The organism is Kitasatospora sp. NPDC004799, assembly GCF_040609095.1.
In the GTDB taxonomy this organism is placed as follows: Bacteria; Actinomycetota; Actinomycetes; order Streptomycetales; family Streptomycetaceae; genus Kitasatospora.
Genome location: NZ_JBEXJK010000202.1, coordinates 1 through 14745 on the forward strand (window position 1 = coordinate 1; position 14745 = coordinate 14745).

Below are 14745 nucleotides of genomic sequence, written 5' to 3' on the forward strand. Positions count from 1 at the left end.
CACGCCTCCGGCCGGTGGTGGGGCCGACGGGCTACGGGCAGGCGAGGTGCGGGCGGGCGAGGTGCGGGCGGGCGACGCGCCGACGCCCGGCACGCGGGCCGACGGGGTGCGGGCGGCCGGGGGCGGCGCGATGGTGGAGGTGGGAGTGCCCGGCCGCTCGCCGGGCCGCAGCCGCCACCGGCAGGGAGTCGCCATGGACCCGACCATCGATCCGACCCAGCTCGGGACCGCCGCCGATCCGGCGGCCTTCGGGGGCTATCTGGCCGGCCTGCCGCACCCGCCGATGGACCACGAACACGGCCCGGCGACGTCCGTCCGCACCGCGGAGTACCAGGGCCACCGGATCGTCATCACCACGACGTACGAGGTCAGCGTGGACGGCCGGCCGCTGACCGCCGGGCTCGACGTGGACGACAGCGGCATGCTGTCCTGCCACGGCCTGCCCGCCTACCAGTTCGTCTCCGCGGTGGACGCCGTCAAGGTGCTGATCCACACCTACCCCGACGCGTTCCGGGGCGGTGACTGAGATGGCCGTCGTCCGCAGGAACATCCTCCGGGACGCGACCGCCCGCGACGACTACGTCCGCGGCATCGGTCTGCTCAAGCAGGAGGACAGCCGGTTCACCACCCGGCAGCTGGGCGTCCCCGGCCCGGTCGTCCCGGTCCGCACCTACGACCTGTTCGTCGTCTGGCACGCCCGGACCATGACGACCCCGATCCCGCCCGGCGGGAACCCGCAGGTGCGCAACGCCGCCCACCGCGGGCCGATCTTCCTGCCCTGGCACCGGGTGATGCTCGGATTCCTGGAGAAGAACCTCCAACGGGTGCTCCGCAAACCGGAGTTCGGCCTCCCGTACTGGGACTGGTCGGCCGACGGCGACCACGGCTCGCCGACCGACGCCACGATCTTCACCCCCGCCTACCTGGGCGGCGACGGCGACCCGGTGTCCGACGGCCCGTTCGCCTACCACCCGGCCGATCCCGCCACCTTCACCGTCCGCATCGAAGCCGCCGGGCCCACCGGCATGGCGCTCGCCCAGACCAGCCGCGGCCTGCGCCGCGCCTTCGCCCAGCGGCCGCCGTTCGGCTGGCGCACCCTCCCGACCGGCCCCGAGGTGGCGGAGGCACTCGCCTACACCCCGGCCGGCGGCGCCCCCGCCGACCGCTACGACACCCCCGCCTTCAACTCCTCCTCCCAGGGCTTCCGCAACCGGCTCGAGGGCTGGATCCCCAAGGACCCGGCCCGGCCGGTCCACCTGCACAACCAGGTCCACGTGTGGATCGGCGGCGACATGGGCCCCACCACCTCGCCCAACGACCCCCTGTTCTACCTGCACCACTGCAACGTCGACCGCATCTGGGCGGGCTGGCTGAACCGCTACGGACCGCTCTACGCCCCCGACATGACCGCCTCGGCCGCCGTCTACCAGGGCGAACGGATCGACGACCCGATCGCCTCCCCCCTCGGCCGCGCCGCCACCCCGCGCTCCGTCCTGGACGTCTCGGCGCTCTACGGCTACGACACCCTGCCCTGACCCCGACGCACCGCCCGGGCCCGCTCAGTGAGTTGACGTGCGGGACGGCCGACTCCCGCCCCCGGCGCACCGGGAGGTGACCTGGATCACAGCGGCTTTCCGGCGGGCGGTGAAATGCGGGGGCCGCCGGGGCGGTTGGCACGGGCGACCTGTTTCCGCTCCGGCGCACCACCGCTACCCGCGAGGACATCCATGACCGTCACCGAGCCGTCCGCCTCCCGCGCGGCCGAGATCCTGTCCCGGCCCGTCACGATCAACGGGCTGACCGTGCCCAACCGCATCGTGATGGCGCCGATGACGCGCAGCTTCTCCCCCGGGGGCGTGCCCGGCGCGGACGTGCGCTCGTACTACGCCCGCCGCGCCGCCGCGGGCGTCGGCCTGATCGTCACCGAGGGGACGTACGTCGGCCACGAGTCCGCCGGCCAGAGCGACGACATCCCGCGCTTCCACGGCGAGGAGCAGCTGGCCGGGTGGGCCCGGGTCGTCGAGGACGTCCACGCGGCGGGCGGCACCATCGTGCCGCAGCTCTGGCACATCGGCATGGTGCGCCCCCAGGGTGCCCCGCCGTTCGCCGACGCGCCCGCCGTCGGCCCGTCCGGCATCCGGCTGGACGGCACCGAGGGAACCGGGCGGGCGATGACCCGGGCCGACCTGGACGCCGTCATCGGTGCGTTCGCCGAGGCCGCCGCGGCCGCCGAGCGGATCGGCTTCGACGGCGTCGAGCTGCACGGCGCCCACGGCTACCTGCTCGACCAGTTCCTGTGGGCGGGCACCAACCGCCGCACCGACGCCTACGGCGGCGACCCGGTCGCCCGGACGAGGTTCACGGCCGAGCTCGTCGCCGCGGTGCGCGCGGCCGTCTCGCCGGAGTTCCCGGTGATCTTCCGCTACTCGCAGTGGAAGATCGAGAACTACGAGGTCCGCCTCGCCGAGACCCCGCAGGAGCTGGAGGCGATCCTCACCCCGCTCGCCGAGGCCGGCGTCGACGCCTTCCACGCCTCGACCCGCCGCTACTGGGTCCCCGAGTTCGACGGCTCGGACCTCAACCTGGCCGGCTGGACCAGGAAGCTCACCGGCCGTCCCGCCATCACCGTCGGCTCGGTCGGCCTCGACGGCGACTTCGTCCGGGCCTTCATGGGCGAGGGCGCGCCGGTCCAGGGCATCGACAACCTGCTCGACCGGCTGGAGCGCGACGAGTTCGACCTGGTCGCCGTCGGCCGCGCCCTCCTCCAGGACCCGCAGTGGGCGGCCAAGGTGCTCTCCGGCCGGTTCGCCGACCTGGTCCCCTACGACGCCGCCGCGATCCGCACCCTGAGCTGACCGGTACGCCCGAGGGCCCGGCCGCACCTGTCGTGCGGCCGGGCCCGGGAGAACGACGGTCAGCCGGTCACGGCAGGGTCCAGCGCTGGTTGGAACCGCCGTTGCAGTCCCAGATCGCCAGCGGGGTGCCGTTCGCGGTGGCGTAGGCCGGGTCGTCGAGGCAGCGGCCGGACTGGGCGCTCCTCAGGGTGCCGTCCGGCTGGGGCGTCCAGAGCTGGTTGGCCCCACCGGTGCAGTCCCACAGTTCGACCGGGGATCCGTTGGCAGTGGCGGCGCCGGTGACGTCGAGGCACTTGCCGTTGTGGGTGAGGGTGCCGTTGGTGCGGGTCCACACCTGCTCGGAGCTGCCGTCGCAGGCCCAGAGCTGCACGGCGGCACCGCTGGTGGCGGCGGCGGGGCGGACGCAGGTGCCGGGCAGGGCGGAGGCGATCGGGCCGGTGTGGGTGGTGGGCGTGCCGGGGGTGAGGGCGAAGTCGTCGAACTGCTCGGTCCGGTAGTCGGTCACGCCGAGGCCGGCCCGCCCGTTGGTGAAGCTCGCGTCGGTCGCGCTGCCCACGGCGGTGCCGTCGATGCTCGCGGTGAGGGTCTCGCCGTCCAGGGCGAGCGCGACGGTGTGCCAGCGGCCGGTGCCGAGGGCGGTAATGGTGCCGCTCGCGAGCGTGGTGAACTTCCACGTGGTGTCACTCTTGTCGATCGACCAGGCGCCGGTGTCGCTCACCCGCAGGTGGTAGGCGTTCAGGCCGTTGTTGTTGCGGCCCTGCTGGTTGACCCGGCCGAGGAGTTCGACGGTGCCGGACTGCTCGAACATCGTGTCGGCGGTGACGGTGTAGTTGGACCAACTGCCGTCGCCCATCATCGTGTACGGGGCGTTGTCCTTCTCCTCGGTCCAGCGGATCGGCGAGGTCGGGGCCATCTGGCGCAGGCAGCCGCCGGTGCGGCCGCCGCCGCAGGGGACGGTCTGGAAGGCGCCGTTCATGTCCGTGAAGTACTTCGGCGAGGTGGTCGTGGCGGGGGTGTCGAAGCCGTCCGCGTAGGGCAGTGCCATCGGCGCGGCGGCCGGCGCGATGGCGGCGCCCTTGCCCTGGCCGGTGGTGGTGGTCACGGTGTAGACCCGGCCGGGCTGGAGGGTGAGGGTGTACCGGCCGCCCACCGGGGTGACGTCCTTCTGCTGGACGAACCAGTCGGCCGGGTTCGTGGAGCCGAGGTCGGTGGACCAGACGTGGACCTGGCCGGTGGACAGGCCGCCGGCGACGGTGAAGCTCGCGGTCTGGGCGGCGGTGGCGTCCAGGGTCTCGACGACGGTGCTGTAGTCGCGGCCGTTCGTGCTCTTCAGGGTGACGTAGCTGCCGTTGGTGCGGGCACCGCCGAGGTAGCCGCTCGCGGAGTCGATGTAGCGCCAACCGGGAGCGGTGAACTGGGTGGTGTGTGCGGTGACCCAGGTCGTCCTGCCGATGTCGTAGTGGCCGGACCAGGGCTGGTTGGCGACCGACATGCCGTCGGTGGAGAAGAACAGGTCGGGGTAGAGCGCGGCGATGACCGGCCAGTTGAAGAACGAGGTCATCTTCCCGTCGAGGTAGCCGCGGTTGATCCCGCGCGCCACCGCCGGGGCGCCCGTGTCGGTGTCCTGGGAGCCGGTCTCGCTCGCCCACAGCGGCTTGCCGAGCGCCTGCGCGGTCGCCGTGCTCGGGCACTCGGTGAAGGCGCTCATGTACCCGCAGGGGTAGTGGGTACCGACCACGTCGACGGCGTCCTTGAACGCCGGGTCGGCGGCCATGGCGTCGGCCACGTCCCAGCCGAAGCCGTCGGCGGCGACGACCTTGGTGGCCCCGTAACCCCGGGCGACGAGCGTGCTCTTGAGGTTCTCGTACCAGGCCTTGTCGAAGCCGCGTTCGTTCCACCCGCCGAGGTAGGAGACGTCCAGGTGGTGCCGGGCGGCGCAGCCCATCCAGTCCATCAGGTAGTCGATGGTGTCCTGGGACCAGAAGTTCCCGTTCCCGATCCAGCCGGGGGCGCCCCAGGACAGGGCGGCGAACCGGATGCCGGGGTTGCGGGCCTTGGCCTGCTCGGCGATCCACCACTGGTAGCCCTGGTCGCAGTCGACGGCGCCGCGGGTGTGCTCGATGCTCGGCTCGGCGCCGTCGGTGGAGTTGGTGTCGCCGCCGATCTCCAGCTTCAGCAGCTGCAGCGAGGCGCCGTAGCCGGGCTTGAACAGATAGTCCAGCAGCTGGCCGCGCTGGGGCTCCGGATAGTCCACCAGCAGACGGGAGTTGCCGCCGCCGCCGGAGATCGCACCGACCCCGTCGAAGGTCAGGCCCGGCTGGGTGCCGTCGACGGTGACGGCGGTCCCGACGGCGGTGGTCCGTTCGGCGGCCTGCGCGGGGGGTGGCGCGGCCAGCGTGGTCAGCGCGCCGGTGAGGACGAGCGCCGCGCTCAACACGGCGCGCCAGGGTGAGGACGGGCGGGTACGGCCCATGGGCATCTCCTGGGTGTGGGGGTGGGGGTGGGGAGGGGCGGAGCGCAGACCGTCATCGTGCGAACCTGTTGGTTCTCGTTCGATCACGCCTCGGGATATGACCGGTACTTGACACAATCAAACATGACTTCGACACTCTCCCACAGCTTTCTGTTTGCGCCAACATCCCCCGGCCCCCTCACGGAGGACCCCGATGCCCCCACACCCGCGACCGCCCGTCGGACGGCGCCCCCGCCACCGGACCGGCGCGACCCTCGTCGCCGCGGCCTCCCTCGCGCTGGCCGCCCCGACCGCCCCGCCGGCCGCCGCCGCCACGGCCGAGGCGGCGGCGCACGTCACCGTCCGGCTGGACCCCAGCTACCAGCAGGAGCCGTTCCAGGGCTGGGGCACCTCGCTCGCCTGGTTCGCCAACGTCACCGGCGGCTGGCCCGACAGCGAGCGCGAGCAGCTCGCCGACGCCCTGTACGGCGCGGACGGCCTGGGCTTCACCGTCGCCCGCTACAACATCGGCGGCGGGGACAGCCCGGAGACGGCGCCGTACCTGCGCCCCGGCGCCGCCGTGCCGGGCTACTGGAACCGCCCGGCCGAGTTCGGGCCGCCGGCGGGCGGCACCACCGGCTGGACCGAGCCCGCGAACTGGTGGGACCCGAACAACCCGGACCACTGGAACCCGCAGGCCGACGCCAACCAGCGCTGGTGGCTGACGGCGGCGAAGGCGCGCGGCGCCGACACCTTCGAGGCCTTCTCCAACTCCGCGCCGTACTTCATGACCACCAGCGGACTGGTCTCCGGAGCGGCGACGAACGCCTGGGACGACAACCTCCGCGCCGACCAGTTCGACCGCTTCGCCGCCTACCTGGCGGGTTCCCTGAAGCTGGCCCAGGCCGGGACCGGCGTCACCTTCGACTCCGTCGAGCCGGTGAACGAGCCCACCTCCACCGGCTGGCTGGCCGGCCGGGGTCAGGAGGGTTCGAGCTGGTCCACCGCCTCCCAGGCGCACATCGTGAACAGCCTGCACGACGCGCTCGGCAAGGCCGGCCTGAACACCCCGGTCGCCGCGATGGACGAGGGCACTCCGGACGGCATGAGCTACGACTGGTCCACGTACCCGGCCGCCACCCGGGCCGCCGTGGCCCGGCTGAACACCCACACCTACGGCGGCAGCCGGTGGAGTTCGGCCCGCGACGTCGCCAAGGGCGCCGGCAAGCCGCTGTGGATGTCCGAGGTCGACACCGGCGGCTACGTGCCGCAGAGCTTCACCGACATGAGGCCGGCGCTGAGCTTCTCCGGGCTGATCGACGACGGCTTCCGGAACCTGGAGCCCCGGTCCTGGGTCATGTGGCAGGCCGTCGAGGACTACGCGAACATGACGCCCGCCCACGAGAACTCCAACTGGGGCCTGATCCAGGTCGACCTGACCTCCGCCGACCCGGCCCACGAGCCCGTCCGGAAGAACAAGAAGTACTGGGCGATGGCCAACTACAGCCGGTTCGTGCGGCCCGGCGCCCGGGTCATCGGCACCGACTCCGCGAACACCCTCGCCGCCCTGCGGCCCGGCGGCACCGGCGCGGTGGCGGTGTACACCAACGCCACCGGCGCGGCCCAGACCGTCACGCTCGACCTGGCCGGCTTCCAGAGCGTCGACACCTCCGTCCCGGTGCAGCAGTACACCACCGACGCGGCCCGGAACGTCCAGCGCGGTGCGGACCTCACCGCCACCGCCGCGAAGACGCTCACCGCGCAGGTCGGCCCGGGCTCGGTGACCACCTTCGTCCTGCCCGGCGCCACCGGCGTCAGCGCCACGGCCGCGACCGCGCCGACCGGCACGGTCCGTCAGCTGGTCAGCGACAACAGCGGCATGGCGCTCGCGGCCGACGCCGCCCGGAGCGGCCCGGTCCAGCACGCCGCGAACCCGGCCGACCCGGCCCAGCAGTGGACCTTCACCAGGGCCGCCGGCGGCTGGGACAGCACGGCGGCGTACGGCATCACCAACGCCGGGACCGGCCAGGCCCTCGCGGCGTCCGCCACCACCGTGGGCCTCGCCGCGCCGGACGGCTCGACCGGCCAGCAGTGGATGCTCTCCACGTCCGGCGACGGCCACCTGACCCTGGTCAACAAGGCCTCCGGGCTGCTGCTGGACGTCGCGGGCGCCTCGAAGGACGACGGCGCGCCGGTCGGCACCTGGCAGGCGACCGGCGCCCCGAACCAGTCCTGGACGGCTCCCGGCGTCGCCCCCGACGCCTGGACGGCCCTGACGGCCCGGCACAGCGACAAGTGCCTCGACGCGTCGGGCGCCTCCACCGCTCCCGCGACGCCGGTGGTGCAGGACACCTGCGGCGGCTCCGCCGACCAGCAGTGGTCGCTGCGGCCGGCCGGCCCCGGTTACGTGTCCGTGGTGTCGCGCGGCAGCGGGCAGTGCCTGGACGTCGCGGGTGTCTCGACCGCCGACGGCGCCCTGGCCGACCGGTATCCGTGCAGCGGCGCCGCCAACCAGCAGTGGTCGGTGCGCGAGACGGGCGGCGGCTACGTCACGCTGGTGGCCCGGCACAGCGGCAAGTGCCTGGACGTGGCGAACCTGTCCACGGCCGACGGGGCCACGGTGGTGCAGTGGACCTGCGGCGGGGGCCCGAACCAGCAGTTCCGGATCGGCTGAGCACGGCCGTACGACGAAGCGGGTGCCGCTCCCCTCACCGGGGGCGGCACCCGCCGTCGTTCAGCGGCCCGCCGGTCCGTCCGGGGACGGGGACGGGGACGGTGCCGGTGCCGTGCTCTCCCGGACGACCAGGTCCGGGGTGACCGTGACGACCCGGTCGGCGGCCGGCAGGTCGGACGGCCGGTCGATCTGGGCGAGGAGCTGGGCGACGCACTGCCGCCCGACCTCCTCGAAGTCCTGGCGGATGGTGGTGAGCGGCGGGAGGTAGAAGGCCGCCTCGGGCAGGTCGTCGAAGCCGACGACGCTGACGTCCCGCGGCACCCGCCGGCCCGCCTCGTGCAGGGCCCGGACGAGCCCCAGGGCCAGCTGGTCGTTGGCGGCGAAGACCGCCGTGACGTCCGGGCGGGCGGCCAGCTCCCGGCCGATCCGGTAGCCGGAGGCGGCCGTCCAGTCGCCGTAGCGCAGCGGCGGGACGGGCGCCCCGGCCTCCTTCAGCGCGGCGTGCCAGGCGGCGGCGCGGCGGCGGGCGGCGTAGGAGTCCTGCGGTCCGCCGATGTGCCAGACGGTGCGGTGCCCGAGCTCGAGCAGGTGCCGGGTCGCGGCGGCGGCCCCGGCCGCCTGGTCGGTGTCCACCGACGGGAAGCGGCGTTCCGGGTCCCCGTCGGCGACGACCACCGGCACCCCGGAGTGGACGTCGAGGCCGGGCCGGTCCAGGATCTGGGCCTCGATCACGATCAGGCCGTCCACCGCCTGTTCGGTGAGCTGACGGACCGCCTGCTGCACGGCCTCCTCGGTCCGGTCCTCGACGCAGACCACGTTCAGCGAGTACCCGGCGCGCTGGGCGGCGCGGGAGATCGCGGCGAGGGTGCGGGCGTTGCCGTGCGCGGCGACGTCGAAGGTGACCACCCCGAGGACGTGGAACCGCCCGAGGGTGAGGGCGCGGGCCGCGCTGTTGCGCTGGTAGCCGAGGATCCGCATGGCCGAGAGCACCCGCTCCCTGGTCTCCGGTTCCACGTTGCTGCGGTTGTTGGCGACGCGGGAGACGGTCTGCGAGGACACCCCGGCGAGGGCCGCGACGTCCGCCTGCGAGGGCGGCCGTGACCTGCCCCTGGCGGTGCCGGGCGTCTCACTCTGGTCCATACCGGTCCTTTCGCGATGTCAGCGTGAACATGGTACCGCCGGGCCATGATCGGCGGGAGTCCGCAGCTCACGGCTCGCGAAAGGGCCGCCGTCCCGCCTGCGTGCGGGCAGGGGGAACGGCGGCGGCGACGGGGCCGACCCTCAGCGGCCCAGCACCTGGATCAAGAATAAACAGACTCCAACGCAATACAACATACGGAGGCCCCGGAACCCGCGTCGGAACCACCGGCCGACCGACCCGATACCGGAAAGTAACCTCCCTCGCCAGGGGCGCCCAACCGCTCTACTAAAGAGGCTCTGACCAGGTATTTCATGCCCCGATGACGGTGGCCCGGCACAGCCCCGCGCCCGAACGCGCGGTCACGAAGGCGCATCACCCCCGAGCGACGGCTTGACGCGTTCAGTGCGCACGGCAACACTCAACGCCGACGCCATGTTGGCGTAAACATCCGCCGAAGGGCACGAACGCGTGAGCACGTCGCAGACCTCCACTCCACCCCGTCCGAGCCGGTCACGGTCCCGGCCGCGTCCGGCGGCACCGGCCGCCCGGTCCCGCCACGGAGCGGTCGGATTCGCGTTCTTCGCACCGTTCCTGGTGGTGTTCGTGATCGGCATCGCCGCACCGCTGGGCTACGCCGCGTACCTGAGCTTCTTCCAGGAGCGGATGATCGGCGGGAACGTCTTCGTGGGGCTCGACAACTACCGGCGCGCGCTGGAGGACGAGCTCTTCCGCGCGGGCCTGTGGCGGGTGCTGCTCTTCCTGGTGGTCCAGGTGCCGGTGATGCTCGGCCTCGCCCTGGTCGCGGCCCTCGCCGTCGACAGCGGACGGCTGCGCAGGCCCGGCCTGTTCCGGATCGGCATCTTCGTCCCGTACGCCGTCCCCGCGGTGGTGGCCTCGCTGATGTGGGGATACCTGTACGGCGACCGCTTCGGGCTGGTCGGGCAGATCGGCGACCTGCTGCACGTCGACCTGCCCGACTTCCTCGGCCCCTCCTGGATGCTCGCCTCCATCGGCAACGTGGTGACCTGGGAGTACGTCGGCTACAACATGCTGATCCTGTACGCCGCCCTGCGCACCGTGCCGCACGAGCTCTACGAGGCGGCCGAGATGGACGGCGCCGGCGAGTTCCGCAAGGCCTGGAGCATCAAGCTCCCCGCGGTGCGCTCCGCGCTGGTGCTGGCGACGGTGTTCTCGATCATCGGCACGTTCCAGCTCTTCAACGAGCCCAACGTGATGCAGTCGCTCGCGCCCGGCGTGATCTCCACCAGCTACACGCCCAACATGTACGCCTACAACCTGGCCTTCAACGGCCAGCAGTTCAACTACTCGGCAGCCGTCGCCGTGGTCCTCGGAGGTGTGACCGCAATCGTCGCGTACGCCGTCCAGATCCGGTCGATGCGGAAGGAACAGGGCAAGTGAGCGCCAACACCCCCGCCCGCCGACGCCCGCGGCGCGCCAGCAACGCGCTCACCATCGCGATGGGGCTGATGCTCCTGTACGCGCTGCTCCCGCTGGTCTGGCTGTTCATGTCCAGCACCAAGGACAGCGCCTCGCTCACCAGCGGCTTCGGGCTCTGGTTCGGCCACGGCTTCCACCTGTTCGACAACATCGGCGACGTGCTGTCCTACGACGACGGGATCTACCTGCGCTGGTTCGGCAACACCCTGCTCTACGCGGTGGTGGGCGCCGGCGGGGCCGCGTTCATCTCCACCGCCGCCGGCTACGGGCTCGCCAAGTACCGCTTCCGCGGCCGCACCGCGCTCTCCGCGGTGGTGCTCGGCGCCATCGCCATCCCCGGCACCGCACTGGCCGTCCCCACCTACCTCCTGTTCAGCGAGATCGGCGTGGTGGACACCCCGTGGGCCGTCCTGCTGCCCTCGCTGGTCAGCCCGTTCGGCGTCTACCTGATGCGGGTCTACGCCGCCGAGGCCGTCCCGGACTCGATGCTGGAGGCCGCGCGGATCGACGGCTCGGGCGAGGTGCGCACCTTCTTCACCATCTCACTGCGGCTGCTCGCCCCCGGCTTCGTCACCGTGCTGCTGTTCGCCCTGGTCGCGACCTGGAACAACTACTTCCTGCCGCTGATCGTGCTCAGCAACCCCAAGTGGTTCCCCCTCACCGTCGGCCTCAACCAGTGGAACTCGCTGGCCACCGGCGCCGCGGGCAGCGGCGCCACCACCACGGGCTTCTACCCGCTGGTCATCACCGGGAGCCTGCTCGCGATCATCCCGCTGGTCGTCGCCTTCCTCTTCCTCCAGCGGTTCTGGCAGTCCGGCCTGGCCGCCGGAAGCGTCAAGGAATGACCGCCCCCCAGGTCTCCCCCACCACCCGGCTCACCCCCCACCCTCCACAGCAAGGAAGCCAGCCATGACCCCCGTGCGCACCCGCTCGCGCCGCAGACTGCTCGCCCTCGCCCCGGCCGCGGCGCTCCTCCTCGGCCTCACCGCCTGCGGCTCCGGCGGCGGTTCCGACTCGGGCGGCTCCGCCGACCCGGCCGCCGCGCTGGACACCCCGACCACGCTCACCTTCTGGACCTGGGCGCCGAACCTCGACAAGACCGTCGCGCTGTTCGAGCAGAAACACCCCAAGATCAAGGTCGACATCGTCAACGCCGGCCAGTCGGCCACCGAGTACACCAAGCTGCAGACCGCCGTGAAGGCCGGCAGCGGCGGCCCGGACGTGGTCCAGGTCGAGTACTTCGCGCTGCCCGAACTCGCCCTCTCCAAGCGGCTGGTGAACCTCAAGGAGTTCGGTGCGGCGGGCCTGGAGGCCAAGTTCACGCCCTCCGCCTGGTCGCAGGTGTCCGTCGGCGGCGGTGTCTACGCCATCCCCCAGGACACCGGCCCGATGGCGATGTTCTACAACAAGCGGATCTTCGACGAGCTCCACCTCGAACCGCCGAAGACCTGGGCCGAGTTCGAGGCGGCCGCGGTCAGGATCAAGGAGTCGGACCCGAAGCGGTTCATCACCTCGATCGACCCGGGCGACGCCGGCGGCATGGACAGCCTGATGTGGCAGGCCGGCAGCCGCCCGTTCCGGCAGAAGGACGCCACCTCGGTCGCGGTCGACCTCCAGGACCCGGGCGCCAAGAAGGTCTCCGACCTCTGGTCCTCCCTGCTCTCCCGCAAGCTCGTCGACCCGGCTCCCGGCTGGACCAACGAGTGGTGGCAGGCCATGGGCAGCGGGCAGTACGCGATGTGGCTGACCGGCGCGTGGGCCCCGGGCAACATCGCCTCCACCATCCCGGACACCGCCAAGGACTGGCGGGCCGCCCCGATGCCGCAGTGGAGCGCCGGCCAGAACGTCTCCGCCGAGCAGGGCGGTTCCGCCGTCGCCGTGCCGTCCACCAGCAAGAACAAGGCCGCCGCGGCCGCCTTCGCGATCTGGCTCGACTCCGACCCGGAGGCGATCCGCTCGCTCAACGAGAACGGCCTCTTCCCCGCGAGCAGCGAGCTGATCAAGGACCAGGCCTTCCTCGACAAGCCGCTCGCCTCGCTCGGCGGCCAGCCCGCCAACCAGGTCTTCGCCGCCTCCTCGGCCGCCGTCGGCCCGGGCTGGCAGTACCTGCCCTTCCAGGTCTACGCCAACTCGGTCTTCAAGGACACCGTCGGCCAGAGCCTGACCGGCGACCTCGGCGCCGGCCTGACGGCCTGGCAGAAGCGCATCGCCGACTACGGCAACCAGCAGGGCTTCAAGGTCACCGCACCGTGAGCGCCGGCCGGTGCCCGTCCGGCCCCCGCCGCACGGGCACCGGCCCGCACCGCACCAACCTTCCCCCAGGAGCACCACCATGCCCGTCCTCCAGATCGACGGCGACGACTTCACCCTCGACGGCGAGCCGTTCCGGATCGTCTCCGGCGGCCTGCACTACTTCCGCGTCCACCCCGACCAGTGGGCCGACCGGCTGCGCAAGGCCCGGCTGATGGGCCTGAACACCGTCGAGACGTACGTCCCCTGGAACCTCCACCAGCCCCGGCCGGACGTCTTCCGGATGGACGCCGGGCTGGACCTCCCGGCCTTCCTCGACCTGGCGGCCGCCGAGGGGCTCCACGTCCTGCTGCGCCCTGGCCCGTACATCTGCGCCGAGTGGGAGGGCGGCGGCCTGCCGTCCTGGCTCCTCGCCGAGCCCGGGATCCGGCTGCGCAGCCAGGACCCGTCGTACCTGCGCGCCGTCGAGGCGTACTTCGAGCAGCTCCTGCCCCCGCTGCTGGACCGGCTGGCCACCCGGGGCGGCCCGGTGCTGGCCGTGCAGGTGGAGAACGAGTTCGGCGCCTACAGCGACGAGACCGCCCACCTCGCCCACCTCGCCGACCTGCTGCGCCGACTGGGCGTGGACGTCCCGCTGTTCACCTGCGACCAGCCCGCCGACCTGGCCCGCGGCGCCCTGCCCGGCGTGCTCGCCACCGCCAACTTCGGCAGCCGCTCCCGGGAGGGGATCGCCGCCCTGCGCGCCCACCGGCCGACCGGGCCGCTGATGTGCACCGAGTTCTGGATCGGCTGGTTCGACCGCTGGGGCGGCCACCACGTCGTGCGCGACCCGGCCCAGGCCGCCCGGGAGTTGGACGAGCTGCTGGCCACCGGGGCCTCGGTCAACCTCTACATGTTCCACGGCGGCACCAGCTTCGGCTTCACCAACGGCGCCAACGACAAGCACACCTACCGCCCCACCGTCGGCTCGTACGACTACGACGCCCCGCTCGACGAGGCCGGCGAGCCCACCGCGAAGTACCACGCCTTCCGCGAGGTCATCGCGAAGTACGCCCCCGTCCCGGACGAGCCGGCGCCGGTCCCCGGCCCGAGGCTGCCCGCGGCCACGGTGGCGCTCACCGAGAGCGCGCCGCTGTTCGCCGGCCTGCCGGCCCTGGGCGTCCCGGTGGAGTCCGAACGCCCGCTCACCATGGAGCAGTTGGGGCAGGACTTCGGCTACGTCCTGTACCGGGCGGTGCTGCCGGCCGCCGGTCCCGCGCTGCTGGAGCTGGAGGACGTCCGCGACCGCGCCCAGGTGTTCGTCGACGGGCAGCCCGTCGGCGTGCTGGAGCGCGAGAACCACGAGCGGGCGATCGCCTTCACCGTGCCCCGGGCGGGCAGCGTGCTGCGGCTGCTGGTGGAGAACCAGGGCCGGGTCAACTACGGCCAGGAGGTGCACGACCGCAAGGGCCTGCCCGGCCGGGTCCTGCTCGACGGCGCCGAGCTGACCGGGTGGACCAGCCTGCCGCTGCCGCTGACCGACCTCGGCGGGCTCGCCTTCGCCCCGACCGCCGGGCCGGCCGCCGGGCCGGTCTTCCACCGGGGCGCCTTCCAGGTCGAGGAGCCGGCCGACACCTTCGTCCACCTGCCCGGCTGGACCAAGGGCAACGTCTGGGTCAACGGCTTCCACCTCGGCCGCCACTGGTCCCGGGGCCCCCAGCGCTCGCTGTACGTCCCCGGCCCCGTCCTGCGCCCGGGCCCGAACGAGATCGTCGTGCTGGAACTGCACGCCGCCCACCGCGCCCGCACGGTGGAGCTCCGCGAGCGGGCGGACCTCGGCCCGACCGAGGAGTAGGTGGTGTGACCGCGCCTGGCGCAGGTCCTGCGGTCCCAGTCGAGTGCGAACATTTGCGAATACCCCCGTGTCCGACGCGTC

10 protein-coding genes are annotated in these 14745 nt (G+C 72.8%); 8 read left to right on the forward strand and 2 right to left on the reverse strand.

Annotated features, from left to right (window positions below; translation table 11 throughout):
- The 3 genes from ABZW03_RS23840 to ABZW03_RS23850 all read left to right on the forward strand — a co-directional run.
- A partial coding sequence (locus ABZW03_RS23840) for a hypothetical protein (protein WP_355261741.1) occupies nt 1-526 on the forward strand: 526 nt, incomplete at its 5' end.
- 1 nt (nt 527) lies between these two features.
- Nucleotides 528-1535 (forward strand): tyrosinase family protein, encoded by a 1008-nt coding sequence (locus ABZW03_RS23845; protein WP_355261744.1) that lies wholly within the window; start codon nt 528-530, stop codon nt 1533-1535.
- Nucleotides 1536-1727: 192 nt separating this feature from the next.
- Nucleotides 1728-2855 (forward strand): NADH:flavin oxidoreductase, encoded by a 1128-nt coding sequence (locus ABZW03_RS23850; protein WP_355261747.1) that lies wholly within the window; start codon nt 1728-1730, stop codon nt 2853-2855.
- Between the two features lie 67 nt (nt 2856-2922).
- Here the strand turns inward: ABZW03_RS23850 and ABZW03_RS23855 are convergent, their stop codons facing one another.
- The gene (locus ABZW03_RS23855; protein ID WP_355261750.1) at nt 2923-5328 is read right to left on the reverse strand and encodes a ricin-type beta-trefoil lectin domain protein; all 2406 of its coding nucleotides are present in this window, start codon (nt 5326-5328) and stop codon (nt 2923-2925) included.
- Between the two features lie 193 nt (nt 5329-5521).
- Here ABZW03_RS23855 and ABZW03_RS23860 point away from each other — a divergent pair, with 193 nt between their 5' ends.
- Nucleotides 5522-7981: an RICIN domain-containing protein gene (locus tag ABZW03_RS23860; protein ID WP_355261753.1), complete on the forward strand. Its 2460-nt coding sequence runs from the start codon at nt 5522-5524 to the stop codon at nt 7979-7981.
- A 60-nt stretch (nt 7982-8041) separates the two neighbouring features.
- Here ABZW03_RS23860 and ABZW03_RS23865 read toward each other — a convergent pair whose 3' ends face one another.
- Nucleotides 8042-9121 (reverse strand): LacI family DNA-binding transcriptional regulator, encoded by a 1080-nt coding sequence (locus ABZW03_RS23865; RefSeq protein ID WP_355261756.1) that lies wholly within the window; start codon nt 9119-9121, stop codon nt 8042-8044.
- A 469-nt stretch (nt 9122-9590) separates the two neighbouring features.
- On the opposite strand from ABZW03_RS23865, the gene ABZW03_RS23870 reads away from it, so the two are divergent.
- The 4 genes from ABZW03_RS23870 to ABZW03_RS23885 all read left to right on the forward strand — a co-directional run bounded on the left by ABZW03_RS23870 (nt 9591) and on the right by ABZW03_RS23885 (nt 14664).
- Entirely contained in the window at nt 9591-10541 is a 951-nt protein-coding gene (locus tag ABZW03_RS23870; RefSeq protein ID WP_355261759.1) for a sugar ABC transporter permease, read from the forward strand.
- Entirely contained in the window at nt 10538-11425 is an 888-nt protein-coding gene (locus ABZW03_RS23875) for a carbohydrate ABC transporter permease (RefSeq protein WP_355261762.1), read from the forward strand. Before ABZW03_RS23870 ends, ABZW03_RS23875 begins: the two co-directional genes overlap by 4 nt.
- A 64-nt stretch (nt 11426-11489) precedes the next feature.
- The gene (locus ABZW03_RS23880; protein WP_355261765.1) at nt 11490-12833 is read left to right on the forward strand and encodes a sugar ABC transporter substrate-binding protein; all 1344 of its coding nucleotides are present in this window, start codon (nt 11490-11492) and stop codon (nt 12831-12833) included.
- A 79-nt stretch (nt 12834-12912) separates the two neighbouring features.
- A complete protein-coding gene (locus ABZW03_RS23885; RefSeq protein WP_355261768.1) occupies nt 12913-14664 on the forward strand; it encodes a beta-galactosidase in 1752 nt (583 codons plus the stop codon).
- Nucleotides 14665-14745 lie beyond the last annotated feature (81 nt).